This is a genomic window from Ruminococcus sp. RTP21484sp1_RTP21277st1_D2_RTP21277_210401 (assembly GCF_040924225.1).
Lineage (GTDB): Bacteria > Bacillota > Clostridia > Lachnospirales > Lachnospiraceae > Blautia_A > Blautia_A faecis.
Window position 1 is genome coordinate 42,858 of sequence record NZ_JBCOMJ010000033.1, and the last position, 18,862, is coordinate 61,719.

At 40.4% G+C, this 18,862-nt stretch carries 20 protein-coding genes and 1 pseudogene; 18 read left to right on the forward strand and 3 right to left on the reverse strand.

Translation table 11 applies throughout. The features are described from left to right. Positions 1-36: 36 nt before the first annotated feature. A pseudogene (locus AB5706_RS18670) lies at positions 37-138 on the reverse strand (DUF6783 domain-containing protein); the annotation flags it as partial. Between the two features lie 45 nt (positions 139-183). Continuing rightward, positions 184-705: a hypothetical protein gene (locus AB5706_RS18675; protein ID WP_118583489.1), complete on the reverse strand. Its 522-nt coding sequence runs from the start codon at positions 703-705 to the stop codon at positions 184-186. 219 nt (positions 706-924) lie between these two features. Here AB5706_RS18675 and AB5706_RS18680 point away from each other — a divergent pair, with 219 nt between their 5' ends. The 13 genes from AB5706_RS18680 (at position 925) to AB5706_RS18735 (ending at position 13,853) form a co-directional block, all read left to right on the forward strand. Beyond that, positions 925-2,298, forward strand: coding sequence for a sodium-dependent transporter (locus AB5706_RS18680; RefSeq protein ID WP_173771925.1), 1,374 nt, complete (start codon positions 925-927; stop codon positions 2,296-2,298). A 294-nt stretch (positions 2,299-2,592) separates the two neighbouring features. Beyond that, the gene (locus tag AB5706_RS18685) at positions 2,593-3,258 is read left to right on the forward strand and encodes a response regulator transcription factor (protein WP_173771923.1); all 666 of its coding nucleotides are present in this window, start codon (positions 2,593-2,595) and stop codon (positions 3,256-3,258) included. Then, positions 3,255-4,691 (forward strand): sensor histidine kinase, encoded by a 1,437-nt coding sequence (locus AB5706_RS18690; protein WP_148463382.1) that lies wholly within the window; start codon positions 3,255-3,257, stop codon positions 4,689-4,691. Before AB5706_RS18685 ends, AB5706_RS18690 begins: the two co-directional genes overlap by 4 nt. 171 nt (positions 4,692-4,862) lie before the next feature. Then, entirely contained in the window at positions 4,863-5,822 is a 960-nt protein-coding gene (locus AB5706_RS23245; RefSeq protein ID WP_465220668.1) for a DUF6034 family protein, read from the forward strand. Positions 5,823-5,837: 15 nt separating this feature from the next. Beyond that, complete coding sequence (locus AB5706_RS23250; RefSeq protein WP_465220667.1) at positions 5,838-6,449, forward strand: DUF6034 family protein; 612 nt, start codon at positions 5,838-5,840, stop codon at positions 6,447-6,449. Between the two features lies 1 nt (position 6,450). Beyond that, entirely contained in the window at positions 6,451-7,341 is an 891-nt protein-coding gene (locus AB5706_RS18700) for a hypothetical protein (protein WP_173771922.1), read from the forward strand. After that, a complete protein-coding gene (locus AB5706_RS18705; RefSeq protein ID WP_226841014.1) occupies positions 7,338-8,066 on the forward strand; it encodes an ABC transporter permease in 729 nt (242 codons plus the stop codon). Before AB5706_RS18700 ends, AB5706_RS18705 begins: the two co-directional genes overlap by 4 nt. 101 nt (positions 8,067-8,167) lie before the next feature. Continuing rightward, positions 8,168-8,845, forward strand: a complete 678-nt coding sequence (locus AB5706_RS18710) for an ABC transporter ATP-binding protein (protein WP_173771921.1) — start codon at positions 8,168-8,170, stop codon at positions 8,843-8,845. A gap of 2 nt (positions 8,846-8,847) precedes the next feature. After that, positions 8,848-10,251 (forward strand): hypothetical protein, encoded by a 1,404-nt coding sequence (locus AB5706_RS18715; RefSeq protein ID WP_368366261.1) that lies wholly within the window; start codon positions 8,848-8,850, stop codon positions 10,249-10,251. Beyond that, positions 10,248-10,976 carry a hypothetical protein gene (locus tag AB5706_RS18720; protein WP_243881954.1) on the forward strand — a complete coding sequence of 243 codons (729 nt, stop codon included), beginning with the start codon at positions 10,248-10,250 and terminating at the stop codon, positions 10,974-10,976. The genes AB5706_RS18715 and AB5706_RS18720 overlap by 4 nt, the downstream gene beginning before the upstream one ends. Positions 10,977-11,060: 84 nt before the next feature. After that, entirely contained in the window at positions 11,061-11,621 is a 561-nt protein-coding gene (locus tag AB5706_RS18725; RefSeq protein WP_173771917.1) for an NUDIX hydrolase, read from the forward strand. Between the two features lie 54 nt (positions 11,622-11,675). Further along, a complete protein-coding gene (locus tag AB5706_RS18730) occupies positions 11,676-12,407 on the forward strand; it encodes a class I SAM-dependent methyltransferase (protein ID WP_148463380.1) in 732 nt (243 codons plus the stop codon). A 165-nt stretch (positions 12,408-12,572) separates the two neighbouring features. Further along, positions 12,573-13,853, forward strand: a complete 1,281-nt coding sequence (locus AB5706_RS18735) for an Ig-like domain-containing protein (RefSeq protein WP_118583507.1) — start codon at positions 12,573-12,575, stop codon at positions 13,851-13,853. 217 nt (positions 13,854-14,070) lie between these two features. On the opposite strand, the gene AB5706_RS18740 is transcribed toward AB5706_RS18735, so the two are convergent. Next, on the reverse strand, positions 14,071-14,355 hold the full coding sequence (locus AB5706_RS18740; protein ID WP_173736063.1) for a hypothetical protein: 285 nt from the start codon (positions 14,353-14,355) through the stop codon (positions 14,071-14,073). 152 nt (positions 14,356-14,507) lie between these two features. Here AB5706_RS18740 and AB5706_RS18745 point away from each other — a divergent pair, with 152 nt between their 5' ends. From AB5706_RS18745 to AB5706_RS18765, 5 genes are all read left to right on the forward strand, one after another. Beyond that, the gene (locus tag AB5706_RS18745; protein WP_148463379.1) at positions 14,508-15,269 is read left to right on the forward strand and encodes a class I SAM-dependent methyltransferase; all 762 of its coding nucleotides are present in this window, start codon (positions 14,508-14,510) and stop codon (positions 15,267-15,269) included. Positions 15,270-16,032: 763 nt separating this feature from the next. After that, positions 16,033-16,230, forward strand: a complete 198-nt coding sequence (locus AB5706_RS18750) for a hypothetical protein (RefSeq protein WP_148463378.1) — start codon at positions 16,033-16,035, stop codon at positions 16,228-16,230. 3 nt (positions 16,231-16,233) lie between these two features. After that, positions 16,234-17,886, forward strand: coding sequence for a hybrid sensor histidine kinase/response regulator (locus AB5706_RS18755; RefSeq protein ID WP_148463377.1), 1,653 nt, complete (start codon positions 16,234-16,236; stop codon positions 17,884-17,886). Continuing rightward, positions 17,886-18,101: a response regulator gene (locus tag AB5706_RS18760; protein WP_148463376.1), complete on the forward strand. Its 216-nt coding sequence runs from the start codon at positions 17,886-17,888 to the stop codon at positions 18,099-18,101. Before AB5706_RS18755 ends, AB5706_RS18760 begins: the two co-directional genes overlap by 1 nt. 241 nt (positions 18,102-18,342) lie before the next feature. Continuing rightward, the gene (locus AB5706_RS18765) at positions 18,343-18,609 is read left to right on the forward strand and encodes a hypothetical protein (RefSeq protein WP_148463375.1); all 267 of its coding nucleotides are present in this window, start codon (positions 18,343-18,345) and stop codon (positions 18,607-18,609) included. Positions 18,610-18,862: the final 253 nt, after the last annotated feature.

Below are 18,862 nucleotides of genomic sequence, written 5' to 3' on the forward strand. Positions count from 1 at the left end.
GACACAGATTGCAAGGACTTCTTTGCTGAAATTTCGCTAAAGCAGTCCTTGTGATCTGTGTCCGTCTGTTATGTCTGATACCCTAAAGCGTATTTGATAAATCATTCCCGTAATCTGCACGCCCCACTTTGCGGGAGTTTTTGCAGAAAGCCCTTTTCAAATACGCTCTGGAAGTTAATATAATTAAATTTCTACAAGAATTCCCTTCTCTTTATCATACTTACAATATTTGCCATTTCCGGAAATAAATGGCTGATAAGTATTCGTACGTGTATCTTTCACATATACAATTCCTGTGGCGATCATTTCTACCAATGAGAAACGTTTACTCAGGCTTGAGATCCAGGAGTAGGTTTTATTACTGTCAGAATCAGCAGCAACCAGACTGTATCCCTCTTCACACGGTTTCAGAGAGAAGTAAATTTTCTCCGGCTTAGAAGTCTCTTTAAATACCTGGCTTGCTATATAAGTAGAAAAATTCTTCTCCACAAACTGCTGGAAAGAGTATAAGGTATAAACCTCTCCGCTGACTTCGTCTGTAATCCGGTCTCCGCGCTGCAGACGCGCCTTGATCAGAGACAAAGTCTCAATGGTCCAGTTGATAAAGGAAATGCTGCTGTAGGTCATGCTCTCAAGAAGCTGGTCGATCAGTTTCTTTGTGAGAACATTTGATTTCGTTGCTTCGTTAAACAATTCTTCATTCATAATCCGCACCCTCCATAACATATATATGTTAATTGATAATCTTAATTATAAGATCTTATTTTGTTAAAATCAATAATTTCTCCCTCGTTTTTGTATTATTTGTTATTGCTGTTATTTTATATATATTGTTTGCCTTTAACACAAAACCATGTTATCATCATAAGAGTTGGAGTTTATAAAAAGCAAAAACAAATTTTACGAATTTGGAAGGAAAAATTTATGGAAAAACATCATCATGAACGAAGTACTTTTTCCGGTAAACTGGGATTTGTACTGTCTGCTGCCGGAGCTTCCGTCGGACTGGGAAATATATGGCGATTTCCTTACCTTGCGGCAAAGTACGGCGGTGGAATATTTTTACTGATTTACATTATTCTGGCACTTACTTTTGGCTACTCTATGATTGTCGCCGAAACCGCCCTTGGCCGAACGACAAGAAAAAGCCCGGTAGGCGCTTTTGGAAAATTTGGCAAGTCTAAATGGCTGTCCTTTGGTGGCTGGATCAATGCCATCATTCCAGTCCTGATCGTGCCATACTATTCCGTTATCGGCGGATGGGTTATCAAATATCTGATCGAATATATAAAAGGTAACAGCCAGAAGCTGGCAGAAGACGGATATTTTTCTGAGTTTATTTCGAATGGTACCTCCACAGAGGTCTGTTTCCTTATTTTTGCATTTTTAACAGTTGCGATCATATATGCAGGAGTCCGAAACGGAGTAGAGCGCGTTTCCAAATTTATGATGCCGGTTCTGGTATTTTTATCTGTGCTTATTACTGTTTACTCTGTTACAAGACCAGGTGCCCTTGCAGGAGTGAAATATTTCCTGGTACCAAATATTGAGAATTTCTCCTGGATGACAGTGGTAGCCGCCATGGGTCAGATGTTTTATTCCCTGTCTATTGCCATGGGAATTCTGGTAACCTTTGGCTCTTATATGAAAAAGGACGTATCTATCGAAGGTTCCACCAAGAATGTAGAAGTGTTTGACACTGCAATTGCCATTATGGCAGGTCTGATGATCATTCCGGCTGTGTTTGCATTCTCCGGTGGAGATCCGGATACTTTACAGGCAGGACCGGCGCTTATGTTCATCACCATTCCCAAGGTATTTGCCAGTATGGGATTGGGAACTCCCATTGGGATTCTGTTCTTTGTACTGGTGCTGTGCGCAGCTCTTACCAGTTCTATTGCCCTGACGGAGAGCGCTGTATCTACCTTCCAGGACGAACTGAGATGGCACAGAAAGAAAGCAACCGTTATTGTTGGTGTGATCATGATTCTTCTTGGAACTCTTTCTTCCCTTGGATATGGACCGCTTGGCTTTGTAAAAATCATTGGAATGCAGTTTCTGGATTTCTTTGATTTCCTCACCAATTCTGTAATGATGCCAATTGCCGCACTTGCAACCTGCCTTTTAATTTCCAGAAAAGTGGGCGTGGAAAAGATTGAGGAGGAAGTAGTAGCTGAAGGCGGAACTTTCCGCAGGAAAAAGATTTTTAACTTCATGATCAAATATCTTTGCCCGATATTTGCAGCAATTATCCTACTTAGCTCTGTAGCAAATGCATTTGGACTGATTTCCATGTAAATAATTTGTAACTGTTCTGTACTTCTCAGTTACCACTTCGCGAAATAATACCTGCTGAATAAATACTATAATTTTTTAATCGCCCCACCCATCTCAGGTGGGGCGATTGTATAAGGACTGACTCCATATCTACAAAGCTTTAAAGTCTGCCACATTTCCATCAATAACGCACACAACTTTTCCCTATATCTGCTTTTTACAATATGGTTACATTTATCACTACCAAAACATGTATAATAGAACCAGTACATCAAATAAGGATTATTTTTCAGAGTATACAAGAAAGGACCCGAAATGAAAGCCAGAATACTTGTAATAGAAGATGAACCAGCAATCAATAACTTACTTTGCATGAACCTGGAAGTCACCGGCTACCAGACCGTAAGCTACCTGGACGGCAATGACGCCAGCGAAGGAATTGCCTGGGATCATGAGTTCCAGTGCGCCCTTGTAGATATTATGCTCCCTGGAAAAGATGGATATACCCTTTTACCAGAACTGAATCACTACGGCATTCCCGTCATTTTTCTCACCGCCAGAGCCGACATCGCAAGCAAAGTAAAAGGCCTTAAAGAAGGTGCCGAAGACTATATTGTAAAGCCCTTCGAGATGCTGGAAGTGATGGTCCGCCTGGAGAAAGTACTGGAACGTCATGGAAATTTACAGGAGCAGATACAGATTAACAATATTACCATAGACACCATAAGCCATACCGTTACCAGAAATGGAGAGGAAATTTACCTGAAACCAATGGAATACAACTGCCTTATGATGTTCGTCCGCAATCCCAATAAAGCTCTTACAAGAGAGCAGCTTCTGGCCGGTCTCTGGGGCGTAGAATTCGAAGGAGAAACAAGAACAGTAGATGCACATGTGGGACGTATCCGCAAAAAGCTGGGCTGGCAGGACAGGATCAAAACCATTCCCCGCATTGGATACCGACTGGAGGTGGAATTTTGAAGCTTTTTACAAAAATCTTTTTACAGGTGGCCTGCGTGATCCTGATTTTATCCTCCGCTGTTTTTTTCTATACTTCATATCGCTGGAAGAATCAGAGTATTCAGTATATCAATAACTATGAATATACCAAATTTCAGAATAATCTTTTACAATTTGAGGAGAAATTAAGACTTACAAGCAGTCAGTCCGCTAATTCCGATGAGAAAGTCCGAAACCGAATTCTTATCTACGCTTTCCGACAGATTTTCCATGACAGTGCTGTTCTATATCAAAATGATGAAGAACTTTACAACGGTACCGCCTATGACTTCGATGTTCAGGGAATCCAGGAACAACTGGGAGAAGTGGAATTACACGGAAAATGGTATGACGCGGATACTTATATCTGTGATCCCCTTATCAGCAAAGCCGACGGTAAAACACTGTTGCTTTTTTTTTATTCCTCCACAGAGTCAACTACAAATCTGAATTATCAGATTGTCACTTATAAAGACGTTTCTGATGTTCTGGAGAGTAACAGGATCCTTTTTTATCAGGCGGGTATGTTGACGCTGGTTCTTCTTCTGTTAACCGGAACAATTCTTTTTTTCAGCCTGCGGAAAATTATGGCACCCCTTACAAAATTAAGGGAAGCTGCGGTTTCTGTATCTGAAGGCAACTATGATATACAAGTTCCTGCGGAAGGAGATACGGAACTGGCGCAGGTTGGCAAAAGCTTTAATCAGATGTCCTCCAAGGTTAAAGAACAGATTGAATGCCTTTCCACTGTAAACCATACACAACGACAGTTAATGGGAAGTCTTGCCCATGAGCTGAAAACACCTATGACCTCTATCCTGGGATATGCAGATACCCTTCTCACAGTGCGCCTGCAAAGACAGCAGCAGGAGAGAGCTCTCTCCTATATTTCCAGTGAATGCCGCAGGCTGTCCCGACTTTCGGTAAAAATGCTGGAACTTACCGGATTATATGAAACTGGGGAGGCACGTTTTGCCCCAACAGAAAATTCAGTGAAATCTTTTCTGGAGGATTCCAGACAGCTTAACCTCTGCCGTCTGAAAGAGAAGAATATCTGTCTGGAACTTCAGTGTGAACCTGCTGATCTGAAGAAAAACTTTGACAAAGATCTTATGTTAAGTCTGGTAAACAATTTTATTGACAACGCAGTAAAAGCCTCCGCGGACAATTCCAGACTCATACTGGAAGCGACGGCTGAGAAACTGATGGTCCAGGATTTTGGCAAAGGAATCCCAGCTGAAGATCTTGATAAAGTGACAGAGGCATTTTATATGGTTGACAAATCCCGTTCCCGGGCGAATGGAAGTGTGGGTCTGGGACTTGCACTTTGTAAAAAAATCGCGGATATACATGGATTTCAAATGAAAATTGAAAGTGAAATAGGAAAGGGAACCTGTGTATTCATTGAATGGTAAAGAAATTCTTGCCAGATTACAATTCAGTTACAATTTACGGAAGATTTGGTGTAATTCCAAGTACTATAATCTATATCAGAACATGACCGGTGATTACTATGAGCAATATCAAACACCCGTTCCCCTAAATCTCCGGTTATGTTCAAACATCGAAAGGGAGACTTCAAACAAATGAGAAAGAATATAGAAAGAATGATTGGACTTACTCTCTGCATGGGAATGTTAGCGGGATGTGCACAGACACCAGAATCTTCCCTTGTAAGGCAGAAGGGAAATAAAGCACTGGATTCTTACAAAGAAGCGGATGACAAGGATGTCAATATGGCAGGAAATGCCTCCTCCGCTGATCAGACAACTGCTTCTGAAAGTACTGGTACAAGTGATACTGCTGCCTCCACTGACGTTCACCCGGATAATGCCTCAGCTGCCAGAACCACTATCCGCGACCTGATCAATGCGCCTGAGACTTACAAAAGTCAAGTAACAGACGACACATCCAAGCTTGTGGTAAATACGGATGCGGCAGTAGAAATACCAGATGTGGAAAAGATATCTGCAATTTCTGTTACACCAGCTGCAGTCACACAGGATCTTCTTGATGGTATCACAGATGCCTTTTTCTCAAATGCGAAGATTTACACTGCAGACAGCTATTATGTACAGACAAAGGATGAGATCAAGAAAAAAATCGATGAATTAAAAGAAGATGTTGCCAACGGTAATCTGGATCCCAATAATTGGGGAACCGATGATAATGGCAATCTCGTATATGATATTTACGATGACATTGATTATTGGGAAAGCCAGTATGAATCTGCACCTGAAACGAGAAATCTGGTAGAAGGAAGACCTGCCGTGGGAGTGCAGACATACAGCAGTACTGGTGAAGTTATGGAGGACAATGCTTTTACCGGTATCGCCCAGTTAGATGACGGCTCCCAATATTCTTATCGTACCTCTTCCTGGGGAGCCTATTCTTTGGAAGTAAGAATCCAGAAGATAGCCCAAAAAGACGGTAAAGAAATCCCTTCTGACGCTGTCTGGTCCGATTATTCCAGCAGCAGTCCATATGAAAAACCTACCGAAAAATCTATTGGAATTTCGTTGGATGACGCGAAGAAATTAGCCTAGGAAAAAGCAGATGCCATGGGCCTTGACGATTTAAACCAATGCGGATGGGATTATGCGATTCAGACGTCCATTGGAACAGATGATAACTCCAGTTATCTCGGAAGTGGTTATGTTATCTACTACAGCCGTACCATAAATGGAACTCCGCTTACCTATACCATGGATGCAGGTGGAGCGCTTGAAGACATGGACAGTACTATGGAAACCTGGGCTTACGAAAACCTTTATTTTTATGTAAATGCAGACGGAATCGACAGCATGACTTATTGCAATCCATACACCATCGGAGAAACTAAGACTGAGAATTTAAGCCTGCTTCCATTCAGCGAGATCATGAATATCTACGAAAAAATGATGATCGTCACCAACGCGGACAACCTTACCTATGAAAATTCCAGGGTATTCAATATTGACCGTATCGTTCTTGGCTATGCCAGAATTTATGAGCCATCCACAGATGCCCATACCGGTCTTCTGGTTCCTGTCTGGGATTTCTTCGGATCCCGCAAGATTGACTCCGAATATGATGGCGAAACCTACTCAGATACGACAGATTGGCCTACCTGGAGCTTTCTTACCATCAATGCAGTAGACGGAAGTATTATAGACCGTAGTCTGGGATACTGATATGAAGCAGACACTTGGAATTGTACGCTACAATTTCTTCGGCTTTTTCCGTAATCCCAAAGTGATTTTTACCCTCTTTCTGGAATTTGTGCTCAGTTTTCTGCTTACAGGAAGAATCATGGTTGTTATGGATAACTACAATACGCCTGTACAGGCAATTGAACCTTTCCTGTGGACCTTCGGGGATGGAACAGCAGTGCTTCTAAGTTCCATGCTTTTGCTTTTGCTGTTCTCCGACCTGCCGAAAATGACACCAGTCACTCCTTATCAGCTGATCCGTAACACCAAGAAGAAATGGCTCTTAGGCCAGTTTGTCTATATTACATTCGTAACGATTTTATATACATGTTTTATGCTTTTGTTTACTTCTGTGCTGTGCATGAAGGACAGCTATCCAGGCAATCTGTGGAGCGACACAGCAGCAATGCTTGGATACTCTGATCTTGGAAAGAATCTGCAGGTGCCATCTACAGTACGTGTTATGGAAAGCATTTCACCTTACGGCTGTATGCTACAGATATTCCTTTTGCTTTTTTGCTATTCCCTGACTTTAAGCTTTGTAATTCTGGTGGGGAATCTCTACAAAGGAAAAACAAAAGGCATGATAGCTGGTCTGTTTTACAGTATCTATGGATTTCTTCTGGATCCCAATGTACTGGCAGCTGTTTTACATAAAGAAAAGTATGAGATGTATCAGATAAACGTACTGATCTGCTGGATCAGTCCCTTAAACCAGGCCGTCTATGGGAAACATAATCTGGGCTATGATCCATTACTCCCAAAGCTCTGGCAATCCTGTGTATTTTTTCTTATTCTGGTAGTAATACTGGTTATTCTGGCGCTTCGCAGAATGAAGAAATATCCGTTTGAATTTCTGGGGGAAAAATCATGAGTGGTGAGATGAAACGTATGCTTACATCCAAAAATTTTCTGGCAGCCTGGCTGATTGCTTGTGCAGCTCTTCTCTTTGGACAAACCTACCCCAGTCTGAAGAAACCTTTGACTTGTGGTGCTTTTATAGACCTTCTGGATAGCGCTATAAAAGGTCAGATTGTATCTTTTATTTTACCCATAGCAGCAGTGCTTACCTGGAGTGATTCTTTCCTGCAGGAGTATAGAAGCGGATTTTTAAAAACTGCTCTCCCCAGAACCAGCCGTAGTCAATATGTGGAAGGAAAGGTTTTTTCTATTCTGATGTCTGGTTTTCTGGTCTGGTTACTGGCAGTCATAACAGTGCTTTTGGTTAATTTTGTTATATTTTATCCTATGGAAGTAAAAGGAAATATTCCAAAAGATCTGCTGACAAAGCTTCTAATGAAAGCTCTCCGCATGAGCATCCTTGGAGGTATCATAAGTACCCTTGGAGGTATCTGCGGAACTCTGTGTCAATCTGCTTATATGGCTTACGGAATTCCTTTTATAAGTTATTACTTCGGAATTATTTTACACCAACGATATTTTAAAGAACAACTCTGGTTTTACCCGCCAGAATGGATTACTCCTTCTGGAAACTGGGGACCATACCAGACTGGTTTATGGTTATTTTTGTTATTATTTCTACTTGTACTGATCCCGGTTCTGGGAAGTGTACTATATGATAAAATTGAAGAAATTTGAGATGTCAGACCGCTTTTCTGAAAATAAAAATATAGTCCTGCCTTTGAGAAATTGAAAGGATCTAAAATTAAAAGGATTTAAATTGGAAAGAAAACGATTATATGAACAGTGTAAATCACAATAAATTATTAAAGTCAATTCCATGTGTACAAATAAGTCATGTTACTAAACGTTTCGGTGAAGACCTTGTTCTAAAAGAAGTAAATCTTGATCTGAATTACGGACAGGTATATGGCATTGTTGGAAATAATGGTTCCGGAAAAACAGTTCTTATGAAATGTATCTGTGGTTTTCTGCCGGCTACAACCGGAACCATCCATGTATCAGGAAAACAGATTGGAAAAGACACCGATTTTCCGGAAAGCCTTGGCGTTATCATCGAGACGCCAGGTTTTCTTACACAATATACAGGAATGAAGAATCTGGAAATTCTGGCAAATATGCAGAGACTGAGCTCCAAGGCAGATATCCGCCTTATTCTTCGAAAAGTCGGCCTGGATCCCGATATGAAAAAACCGGTTGGAAAGTATTCGCTTGGAATGCGCCAGCGTCTTGGAATCGCTCAGGCCATTATGGAGGATCCCCGTCTTCTCATTTTGGATGAACCCTTCAACGGACTGGATAAACATGGCGTAGCAGAGATCCGAGAGCTTCTTCTGGAACTGAAAGCTGCCGGTAAGACCATCCTTCTCGCCAGTCATAACGAAGAAGATATCCGTATTCTCTGTGACCATGTATATGAAATGGACGGAGGAATCCTGAAGGAAAGGACAGGCTGAACATGAAAGAAAAACGATTACAAAAAAATTCTGTATTTTCCATTAAAACAGACTGCATCTTATTGATTACTGCATTAATTGCCAGTATCCTGTTTCTTATATCCCCATTTGCAGTTTCTGCACAGGAGGCTGATGTTGAAAATACAGAAACAGTTTTTGAAGATGAAGCGGAAACTGTATCAGATATGAACCAGGATCCAGATTTTGATTCTGAGCCGGATTCTACCCTGGATTCCAATCCAGACCCGGATCTGGGCGGATTCATATCCGGTGACGATTCTTCCCCCCAAAATAATCCCATTCATGTTATTATTGAAAATAGATCTGGCAATACAGACAGCAGTAATGCAGAGCCTGCCGGTGATGATGCTATGGGTGTCGGAGATACTTCTTATGGAGAGATCTATGCCGGCAGTACAGACGGAGGTAGTTTCTCCGGAGAAAAGGTTCTTCACAAGCCTCAGCTGCTATTGGAAGACAGTAATCTTTCCAGCCAGACACTAAAAGCTGGCAGCACCCGGGAAATGTCCGTAACCTTTCGAAATAAGAGCCGCAGTCAGAACGTATATGGACTAAAAATTTCTCTTTCCACAGAAACAAAAGGAATTGAATTTGATAAAAATTCTTTTTATGTACAGAGGCTGACACCTGGCGAATCCATTACTTTAACGCAGAATTTATCTATCGCAGAAGATACTGAGCCAGGTCAGGTAACAATCCTGTTTTCTCTGGAATATGAAGATTCCAAAGCCTCCAGTGCCAATAGCACAGAAACTCTGACTTTTAACGTGTCACAGCCTGTACGTGCAGAATTAGAAGTGTCTGACATTCCTTCGGTATTTTATACAATGGATACTGTAGAAATTCCTGTGAAAGCATTGAATCTTGGAAGGGATAAAATCTATAATGCCAAAGTGAAATTAGAAGCAGATGGATTAGCTCCAAAAGAGACTGCATTTCTGGGAAATGTAGATGAGGGAACTGCATCTGAGGGTACAATACGAGTATATGTAAAAGGAAGCACCGGAAATAAAAGTTCTAAATCGCAGTCTGTTGCAGAAGCAGGAAGTTTATCGGACAATGTATCAGATATATCAGATGAAAATGATACTACTTCTCAGAATACATCTATTTCACCAGATCAAATTACAGGAAAACTGATTCTCACCTACGAGGATTCCACAGGTAACTCCTACCAGACAGCTGTCTATTTCTCCTCCGAAATCAAGGAATCCAAGATCCAGTCTCTAAAAGTTGAGGATTCTCAGGAAGAGACTAACAGCTGGTGGTACTCCATTTTTGCAATTCTGGCGTTTCTGCTTATCATCATCATTCTGTTTCTCATATCCAGATTACATAAAAAATCTGTCCTTCTGGAAGAAGCAAGAAAGGCGGCATCTCGTTGAGAAAGAAAAAAATAAACGGTTTCACCTGCTTTCTGATGATTCTCATTTCACTGACTCTTTTCTTTTTTCTCAGGCTTACCTATGAAATACAGAAAGAGAAGCAGCAGTATACAATCTTAATTTCCCTTGGAAATCTCAGTTACGACCAGGATTTCCTGAAAAAAGCTTCGAAAATAAATGGGCTCCAGGAAATCTGGCCAGTTGTGGAAATTCCAGTAACCATAAAAATAGAAGACTATACAAAAACTACCGTATTTTGTGGAATTGATCTGAATGCTTTTACGGAAATTTCCGGGCAAGACAATTTAGGAAACACTCCACGCTTACTCCTGGGGAGCAATTCTCTGGAAAATATGAAAGACTCCAATGGACATGCCATTTCAAAGAAACAGCAGAATAAATATCTGAAGATGGGAGAACAGCTTGCCATTACATATACGTTAGACAGTATCGATTCAAATAAAAGTTCTACTGAATACAGCAGTTCCGTTTCCAGCAGTAGTTTCACGGCTATGGACAATCCCGGGAATAATATTTCACCAGTGTCCTGTCTTCCCTGTAAAGTTGCTGCAATACTCCCCGGAGAAGATAATCAGATCTATATCCCGCTCTCCCAGGCAAGAATTCTGTGCAGCGAATCTGGCACTGCGCTGACTGTAACAAAGGTGTTGCTAAAGATAAAGGGAAAGACCAATCTTGAAAACGCTAAACAGCATTTTGAATAACAAAGATACTTCCTTTTCAGGTGTAAATAAATATCTGCTTATGTTATACTATTGTACAAGACCAATAAAAAGGAGCACTCTATAATGAACAGACAGGAACTACTTAACCAAATTGAGCATTATACCCCGTTCAATGAACAAGAAGAGACGGATAAGCAGCTTATTCTGAACTGGATCAGAAATAATACCAATGCTTTTTCCAGAGAAAACACGGTAGCACATATGACTGCTTCTGCCTGGGTGGTAAATCAGGATAAAAGCAAAATTCTCATGGTCTATCACAATATTTATAATTCCTGGTCCTGGCTGGGAGGGCATGCGGACGGGGAGACAGATTTACTTGCAGTTGCCCTTCGGGAAGTGAAAGAGGAAGCGGGGATTTCCCATGTCTGTCCTGTATCTGAGGAGATTTTTTCTTTGGAATCCCTTACAGTAGATGGACATGTGAAAAAGGGCAAATATGTGTCCAGCCATTTACATCTGAATGTAACATATCTGCTGGAAGCAGATTCTGAGGAAGCTGTCTCCATAAAAGCCGACGAGAACAGCGGTGTCGCCTGGTTTTCCCCTGAAGAAGCGCTGAAGAAATCTACAGAACCATGGTTTGTAGAACATGTGTACTCCAAGCTGATTGAGAAAATGTAATGAAAGAAGCCAACAATTATAATACTTATATGATACAAAGAGAGAGAAGAGAACATGAGTGAGAAAATTGTAGTTTGCCTTGAAAAAGGTGGCGCAAGAGATATGGCTGAAGCTTTTTCCAGGCGCACAAATACCCCAATCTCTGAAAAGCCGGGAGAGCACCTGACGGTGCTTTTTAATTCCAAAGGTGTTTCTTTAACCGGATATGGTCTGGCTTATCAGGGGGATTTCGAAAATATGCTTCACCGGGTGACCAACGGAAGATTACAGCATGAAATGCTGGTACGGGCTTCCAAATCAGAAAAGCCAGGGCGCAAGGCAATAGATGCCACAGCAGGTATGGGAGAGGATGGATTTCTTCTGGCAGCCCAGGGGTATGAGGTAACTCTGTATGAGCAGAATCCAGTGATTGCTGTTCTTTTAAAGGATGCCCTGCGCCGGGCAAAGAAGCATCCCGTATTGAAAGAGATCGCTGCCCGCATGAAACTGACAGAAGGCAACAGCGTGGAATTAATGCCCGCACTCCTGGATCCTGTAGACGTCATATACCTGGATCCCATGTTCCCCGCAAGACAAAAGTCCAGCCTGATCAACAAAAAACTGCAGCTCATCCAGAAGCTGGAGCCCCCATGCTCCCAAGAGACCGACCTTTTCGACGCCGCTATCAGCGCAGACCCGGATAAGATCATTGTAAAACGACCGCTGAAAAGTGATTTTCTGGCAGGAAGGAAGCCTTCTTATACGTTAAGCGGAAAAGCGATTCGATATGATTGTTATACGTTGTAGAGGAAATAAATTGGCAGAGCAGGCAGATGAATAAATGATATATGCATAGCAGCATTTTTATAATCCTTTTCGATTACTGTCAGAAGTGCTAGTGCAAATCAGAAGCAACTATGTATAATAAGAATAAAAAGGACAGTATTGCTTATAAGGAAGGAGAAAATGCTTATGAGAAATGGTAAAAAATCATTAAAAAAAGCCAGCGTACTGCTTACTACATTCTTACTTGTAGTAATGTGTCTGGCAGTGGATACCACATCTGTAAGTGCCGCGAAGATCAAACTGAACAAAACAAAGCTTACCTTGACCCAGGGCAAGAAATACCGTTTAAAGGTAAAAGGCACAAAAAAGAAAGTGAAATGGTCCTCCACAAAGAAATCAGTGGCAACTGTCAATAAAAAGGGTGTCGTTACAGCAAAGAAAAAAGGAACTGCATATATTAAAGCTAAGGTTGGCAAAAAAACATACAAGTGTAAGGTTACTGTTAAGAGTAAAAAAGCACCTGCAAAGCCAGCACCTACAACACCTTCTGCTCCGGTAAATCCGCCGGCAGAGCCTACAGCAACACCTACCACAGCTCCAGCAAAAACACCAGTACTAAGTGCAACATCTTTAAGCATGCGTAAAGGTGAATATTATCAGCTTAGCGTACAGGATCCTAAGCATCTGCCCGTATGGACCAGTTCAAACAAGAATATTGCAGAGGTAGACAGTCAGGGAAAGGTACATGCAATTAATGTTGGAACAACAGAAATCAAAGTAGATGCAGGGATTGTTCTTACATGCACAGTTACAGTTACCATGGAAACAAAGCCTCAGACTGAACCAGTTCTTTCGAAAGCAGTTATAAAAGGGCAGCGGTCAGTCAAGAATGAAGCTGGCGAATCTGTAGTGATTGAGATTCCTCTGAATACTTATACCTATACTTTCAGCACAATTCCAACAAACGTGGAAGAATTGAAGCAGTATAACATCAGCGGTGATGATGGGAGATATAAGGTGCTCGCTCTTTATGTCATGTCACTTCGGACCTGGAAACCGGAAAATCAGACAGATTGCGAAGAAATGATCGGATATTTATGCAATAAGCAGTTATCTGTTTATGAGAAGCAGAGATTAGCAGAGCAAATGAAAAAGAGTAAACAGTATCTCTATCTTGGAAATGCATTCTTAAATGGTGCAACTCCGGCGAATGACTACACACCTTCACAGCCTTATTCAATTACATTAACTCAGGATTCTGTAGTAGATGAAGATCAGATATACATTCCGGCAAATCCTTCCATACCATCTCCTGATCAGTATAGAGCCTTTATCTATTGCAAGGCTTCTGACAGTGGTAAATGGATCGATGTTTATAAATCATCTAAGGACGGAAACTGGTATATGTATAAATGGATGGATCTGATCACTTCAATAAAAGCCCCGGCTTCAAGTAATCCATTCTAAATATGTCTTCAGGTGATTCATTCTAATTACAAGAGGGCAGACATCAAAGACCTCGGTTTTTGGTGTCTGCCCTTAATGTATTTTATAAAAATTATATCTGTAACCACTGGGGGTGACAGTATACTAAGAGAAATCTTTTTGGACACTTTGACAGCAGCTTCCCAAACTACTGCCACGGACTCCCCAAAAACAACTTGTGACGATCATCAGCAGTTGCTTATAGAACTATTCTACTAAAAATCATTCTTTCCGTATTAGCTAGCCAGAACGGCTCTCCTGTAGGGCAATGAGTTTCATACCAGTTAAAACCGCCTTTTTCACTTCCAATCTTTCCGATTAATGATGTCTGCCCAAGTGAAAATAGATATTCTACATTTTTAGGCTCTTGATACCATAATAGCAATCTAATTCCTCCCATGCTAAAATACCCTCCATTTCCACTCCAGCCGTATTGAACATGACCATTAGCAAGCAGTCTTGCAATAATACTTGCATCACCCATTTTATATTCCTCCGTTCAGTATTTTATTGGACCTAAACTGTGCTTTAACATATTCTTTTTAAATATAATATATTTTATATTGTATATTAAGTCATTTATCCCGTTTTTATGGTATTATAAGAAAACAAAGAACAGGATAGGAGGCGTTTGAAATGAATCATAATGATATAGTCAGACAGTCATTCAAAAAACAGGCTGAAAAATTTGTAGCATATCATATGTCAAAAGTGGAATATACAGACTATCTGATTCAGAAAATCGCAGCAACAGGAGAAGAACATGCATTAGAAGTAGCTGCCGGGACCTGTATTTGTGGCAGGGCTCTGGCTCCTTATGTAAAGGATATTACCTGTCTGGATATGACGGAAGAAATGCTGGCACAGGGAATCAGACTTGCCGAAGAAAGTCATATAGAAAATATTTACTTTCAAAGTGGTAATGCCGAAAAACTTCCATACGAACCCGAAACCTTTGACCTGGTGATCACAAGGCTTTCTTTCCATCATTTTGACAATCCTGAGAAACCTTTTGAAGAGATGAAACGTGTCTTGAAAAAAGGGGGAAAGATGGTGGTCTGGGATATGGAAGCTGCCGAGGAGCCTTTACGAGAAATTGATGATAAGATTGAAAATATGCGTGATCCTTCTCATACCAGAATCCTCAGCAGGGAAGAATTTGAAGAAATGTTCAAGAAAGATTTTGCACTGCAATGCGAAGAAACTACTCTGGTGCCGGTGAATCTAAAAAGTTGGATGGAACTGACTGATACTTCGGAAGATGTGCAAGAAGAGATAACAAATTTGATGAAAGCTGAATTGGAAGGCGGTAGAAAAACCGGTTTTTCACCATATAATAAAGATTCACAAATCATGTTTGATCATAGATGGCTATTACTAATTGGTGTAAAAAAATAATGGTAATAAAAATAAGCAGGAAACTCCTTTGAAGAGTTCCTGCTTTTCTTGAAATGTCCTAATATTTAGATAGGATTCGGGGGCATATTTATAAATGTAATTACAGCTCTAAAGAATCTTCTGCATCTATTCGGGTTTTGTTACACCAGACATCTGTACAAAATAAAGAAATCTCTGTGCAGATAAAAGCGACGTTGGAAAATAATAGTCAGATGTATAAACTGAAATTGCATACGCTGTGGTCGCCTATGAAGAAAGACGTATGCATAGGAATTATCGGGTATTTTGACATTATAAAATAGAAAAATACAACAAATGTAGGATATGATGGAATTGCCGTTCATGTGTATATCTGGATGGAAGGAACAGACGCTGATTGCGTCAACGGAAAATCTGTTGAAGATGATTCGTCTACTTATGATGTGACAGTAAAACTTGCCGGAGTTGCAAGCGGAAATTAAATGTTCTTTTGAAAGGTCATGGCACGAACCATGGCTTTTCTTTTACCCCAACATCCCCATATTGGCAACTATCCCCACTCACCCCACTCTTTTTCAGTACATTTACTGAATTGCTATTTTCCCGACTTCTCGGCTTGCCATATAGCTGAGAAATTTATGAAATGTTCCTGTTTTTTAAATCCTGCAAATACTACTGATGAGCGTGTAAATTTTCATTCTACAATGTAAAAACTCTTTGTTGACGGATATATTTGGATAAGGATATAATCTGTATCAGAGAATTTACAGGGAGATAAACAAGTATGAGTCAGGATATGATTAATAACCGTTTTTTGGAAGAGTCGGTATTTGCTATTGCCGATGGATACTGCGTGATCAATCTCACAAAGAATATTGTACGTGGTTCCATGTATCAGGTAGTTAATGGAAAAAAATATAATCTGAATGAACAATTAGGTTTGCCGGAAAATTCAAGCTTACAGAGTCTGGTGGATGCATAGGCATTGACCATACCTGAAGAAGGTCTTCAAGATTTTCTGCACGAGTTTGACAGAGAACGACTGTTAAAGCGTTTTGAAAATGGTGAACGGCATATATCATTCCGATATTGGACCAGGACTGCTACTTTTGAGCCCATGCTTGCAGAAGATCACATGGCCCTGTACCGGGAAGAAGAAACCGGAGATATCATTGCAGTCAATTATGTTCTTGACCGTACAGAACATTATCGCTTAGAGGAAAAAGAGAGGGCACTGGAAAAATCAAACAGAGAGTATGCGAAGCTTCTGGAAGAAGAGAAAAAGCATACGGCTATGATCGAGGAATTAACGAAGAAACTGCAAAGTCAGCTGGAGTTATTTACCGTATCCATCCCTGGCGGTGTCAAAATCAGTAATGATGACCCGGAATATTCTTTTAAATATGTTTCAGAACAATTTGCAAATATGCTCGGTTACGCAACACCGAAGGAACTGATGGACGCTTCTGGCGGTAATATTATCGGTCTTGCTCATCCAGATGACGTAAAGGTCGGACTTGCAGATGCATTAAATCAATATACGCATTCCGATCATTATGCTACTATTTACCGGATACGCTGTAAGGACGGCACATACAAATACATCGAAGATCGTGGACAGAAAGTAATAAAGGAAGACGGAACCATTGAACATTGGAATCTCATGCTGGATAAAAATGACTTCATGCACAAATCAATTGCATTGGAAAGTGAAAAGAAAGCAAATAAAAGCAAGTCTGATTTTCTCTCCAGGATGTCTCATGATATGAGAACCCCACTGAATGGCATTATCGGATTGCTGAAGATTGCTGAGAAGCATTTTGATGACAGTGAATTGGTTCTGGAAAATTTCGGAAAAATGCAGGTAGCCGCAGATTATCTATTGTCACTTATTAATGATATTCTTCAGATGAGCAAAATCGAAGATGGAAATGTACCGCTAACGCAGGAAATCATCAACTTTGATGAATTAAGTCAGGATGTTCTGACTATCATAGAACAGCGGGCAAAAGACAGAGGAATTCAAATGCAGTTCCGTTCAAAAAAAGAAGGGCTTCGATATCCTTTTATTTATGGAAGTCCGGTGCATATGAGACAGATTTTTCTTAATATTTATGGAAACTGTATTAAGTATAACCGGATTGGCGGCAAGATAATAACGGTGTTGGATTATACAGAAGTAGTGGATGGAATTACGACATATGAATGGACGATCACAGATACAGGCATTGGCATGAGTAAGGAATATCTGAAGCATATATTTGAGCCGTTTTCGCAGGAAAGGAATGATTCTGGAAGTACACAACAGGGAATTGGACTGGGAATGTCGATTGTAAAAGGCCTGATTGAAAAAATGGGCGGAACAATTAAAATAAAAAGCGAAGAAGGAATCGGATCAACTTTTATTATCAGAATTTCGTTTAAACTTGCTTCCGCACCAGATACAGTAAAGAAAACAGCAGCACAGATGGATATTAGTGGATTAAACTTATTGCTGGTGGAGGATAATGAACTGAACGCAGAAATTGCGAAAACTCTGTTGTCTGATGAAGGTGCAAATCTGACAGTTGCAGAAGATGGACTGCAGGCGGTCAGGATGTTTCAGAGAAACCGGAAGGTTATTTTGACGCAATTCTGATGGATATCATGATGCCTGTAATGGATGGGCTTACTGCGACAAAAACAATCCGGTCACTGAAACATCCTGATGCTGAGACAATTCCAATCATTGCCATGACAGCAAATGCTTTTCAGGAGGACGCTGAAAAATGTATTGCTGTTGGAATGAATGCACATCTGGCAAAACCTTTGGATATTGAGAAAGTAAAGATGACCATTTATAAATATATATAAGAAAAGTCAGCAAGGAGGTATTGACGCATGTTTAGAGAAATATATAATTTGCACAGCACTCTTATTGCGTCCAATGATAACATCTCCATGCCTGTTGATAAGATAATGATATGAGCAAAAACGTCTTTTCATCTGTTTGAGGAAAGACGTTTTTTATATGAAAATGTTTTGGAAGAGGAGTGACCGAAAATGAGTTTATTATGGATGGAATATGAAACAGAGTTTGAACACTTGGTAGAGAATGGTGATCACGCACAATATCATCCAGATGATGGGCGGAACCATTCAGGTAGAGAGCAAACTGGGAGAAGGAAGCCATTTTGAGGTGATTCTTCCGATAGAACTAGATAAAACAGCGGATCGAAGTATCAGATCCCGGATGGAAGTTATAGATACCGTATCTATGATTGGACCTTATATGAATGAAGTCCTTCCGCCGACACCGCCAAAGCGAAAACAGCAGCCTATAGATATTCCAGATTTATACACTTTTTTCTTTACACAATAATATCCTTGAATTTATATTCATGAGTAGGTATAATAAAATATAGTATGTCAAATTTTAGCTGTTAAATGATGGCTTGTGTCAAATAATAGTTAATAATTACAAAGTAGTATAATATTCACTTTTTTATCCCATAAAAAATACTGCAATATCAGCTAAGTTAGCAACCACCAGTTCAACTCAACATCATAAACTTAAGATTAGATATTACACATTTATATTATCCTGCTAAAAACTCATTTCAAAAGGGCAGATT

What these genes read in the sequence shown, in the direction of transcription:
- AB5706_RS18675 (WP_118583489.1), bottom strand. Translation starts at nt 705, where the DNA reads ATGAATGAAGAATTGTTTAACGAAGCAACGAAATCAAATGTTCTCACA.
- AB5706_RS18735 (WP_118583507.1), top strand. Translation starts at nt 12,573, where the DNA reads ATGAGAAATGGTAAAAAATCATTAAAAAAAGCCAGCGTACTGCTTACT.
- AB5706_RS18680 (WP_173771925.1), top strand. Translation starts at nt 925, where the DNA reads ATGGAAAAACATCATCATGAACGAAGTACTTTTTCCGGTAAACTGGGA.
- AB5706_RS23245 (WP_465220668.1), top strand. Translation starts at nt 4,863, where the DNA reads ATGAGAAAGAATATAGAAAGAATGATTGGACTTACTCTCTGCATGGGA.
- AB5706_RS18710 (WP_173771921.1), top strand. Translation starts at nt 8,168, where the DNA reads ATGAACAGTGTAAATCACAATAAATTATTAAAGTCAATTCCATGTGTA.
- AB5706_RS18750 (WP_148463378.1), top strand. Translation starts at nt 16,033, where the DNA reads ATGAGTCAGGATATGATTAATAACCGTTTTTTGGAAGAGTCGGTATTT.
- AB5706_RS18760 (WP_148463376.1), top strand. Translation starts at nt 17,886, where the DNA reads ATGGATATCATGATGCCTGTAATGGATGGGCTTACTGCGACAAAAACA.
- AB5706_RS18700 (WP_173771922.1), top strand. Translation starts at nt 6,451, where the DNA reads ATGAAGCAGACACTTGGAATTGTACGCTACAATTTCTTCGGCTTTTTC.
- AB5706_RS18715 (WP_368366261.1), top strand. Translation starts at nt 8,848, where the DNA reads ATGAAAGAAAAACGATTACAAAAAAATTCTGTATTTTCCATTAAAACA.
- AB5706_RS18685 (WP_173771923.1), top strand. Translation starts at nt 2,593, where the DNA reads ATGAAAGCCAGAATACTTGTAATAGAAGATGAACCAGCAATCAATAAC.
- AB5706_RS18730 (WP_148463380.1), top strand. Translation starts at nt 11,676, where the DNA reads ATGAGTGAGAAAATTGTAGTTTGCCTTGAAAAAGGTGGCGCAAGAGAT.
- AB5706_RS18725 (WP_173771917.1), top strand. Translation starts at nt 11,061, where the DNA reads ATGAACAGACAGGAACTACTTAACCAAATTGAGCATTATACCCCGTTC.
- AB5706_RS23250 (WP_465220667.1), top strand. Translation starts at nt 5,838, where the DNA reads ATGGGCCTTGACGATTTAAACCAATGCGGATGGGATTATGCGATTCAG.
- AB5706_RS18705 (WP_226841014.1), top strand. Translation starts at nt 7,338, where the DNA reads ATGAGTGGTGAGATGAAACGTATGCTTACATCCAAAAATTTTCTGGCA.
- AB5706_RS18765 (WP_148463375.1), top strand. Translation starts at nt 18,343, where the DNA reads ATGGTGATCACGCACAATATCATCCAGATGATGGGCGGAACCATTCAG.
- AB5706_RS18745 (WP_148463379.1), top strand. Translation starts at nt 14,508, where the DNA reads ATGAATCATAATGATATAGTCAGACAGTCATTCAAAAAACAGGCTGAA.
- AB5706_RS18740 (WP_173736063.1), bottom strand. Translation starts at nt 14,355, where the DNA reads ATGGGTGATGCAAGTATTATTGCAAGACTGCTTGCTAATGGTCATGTT.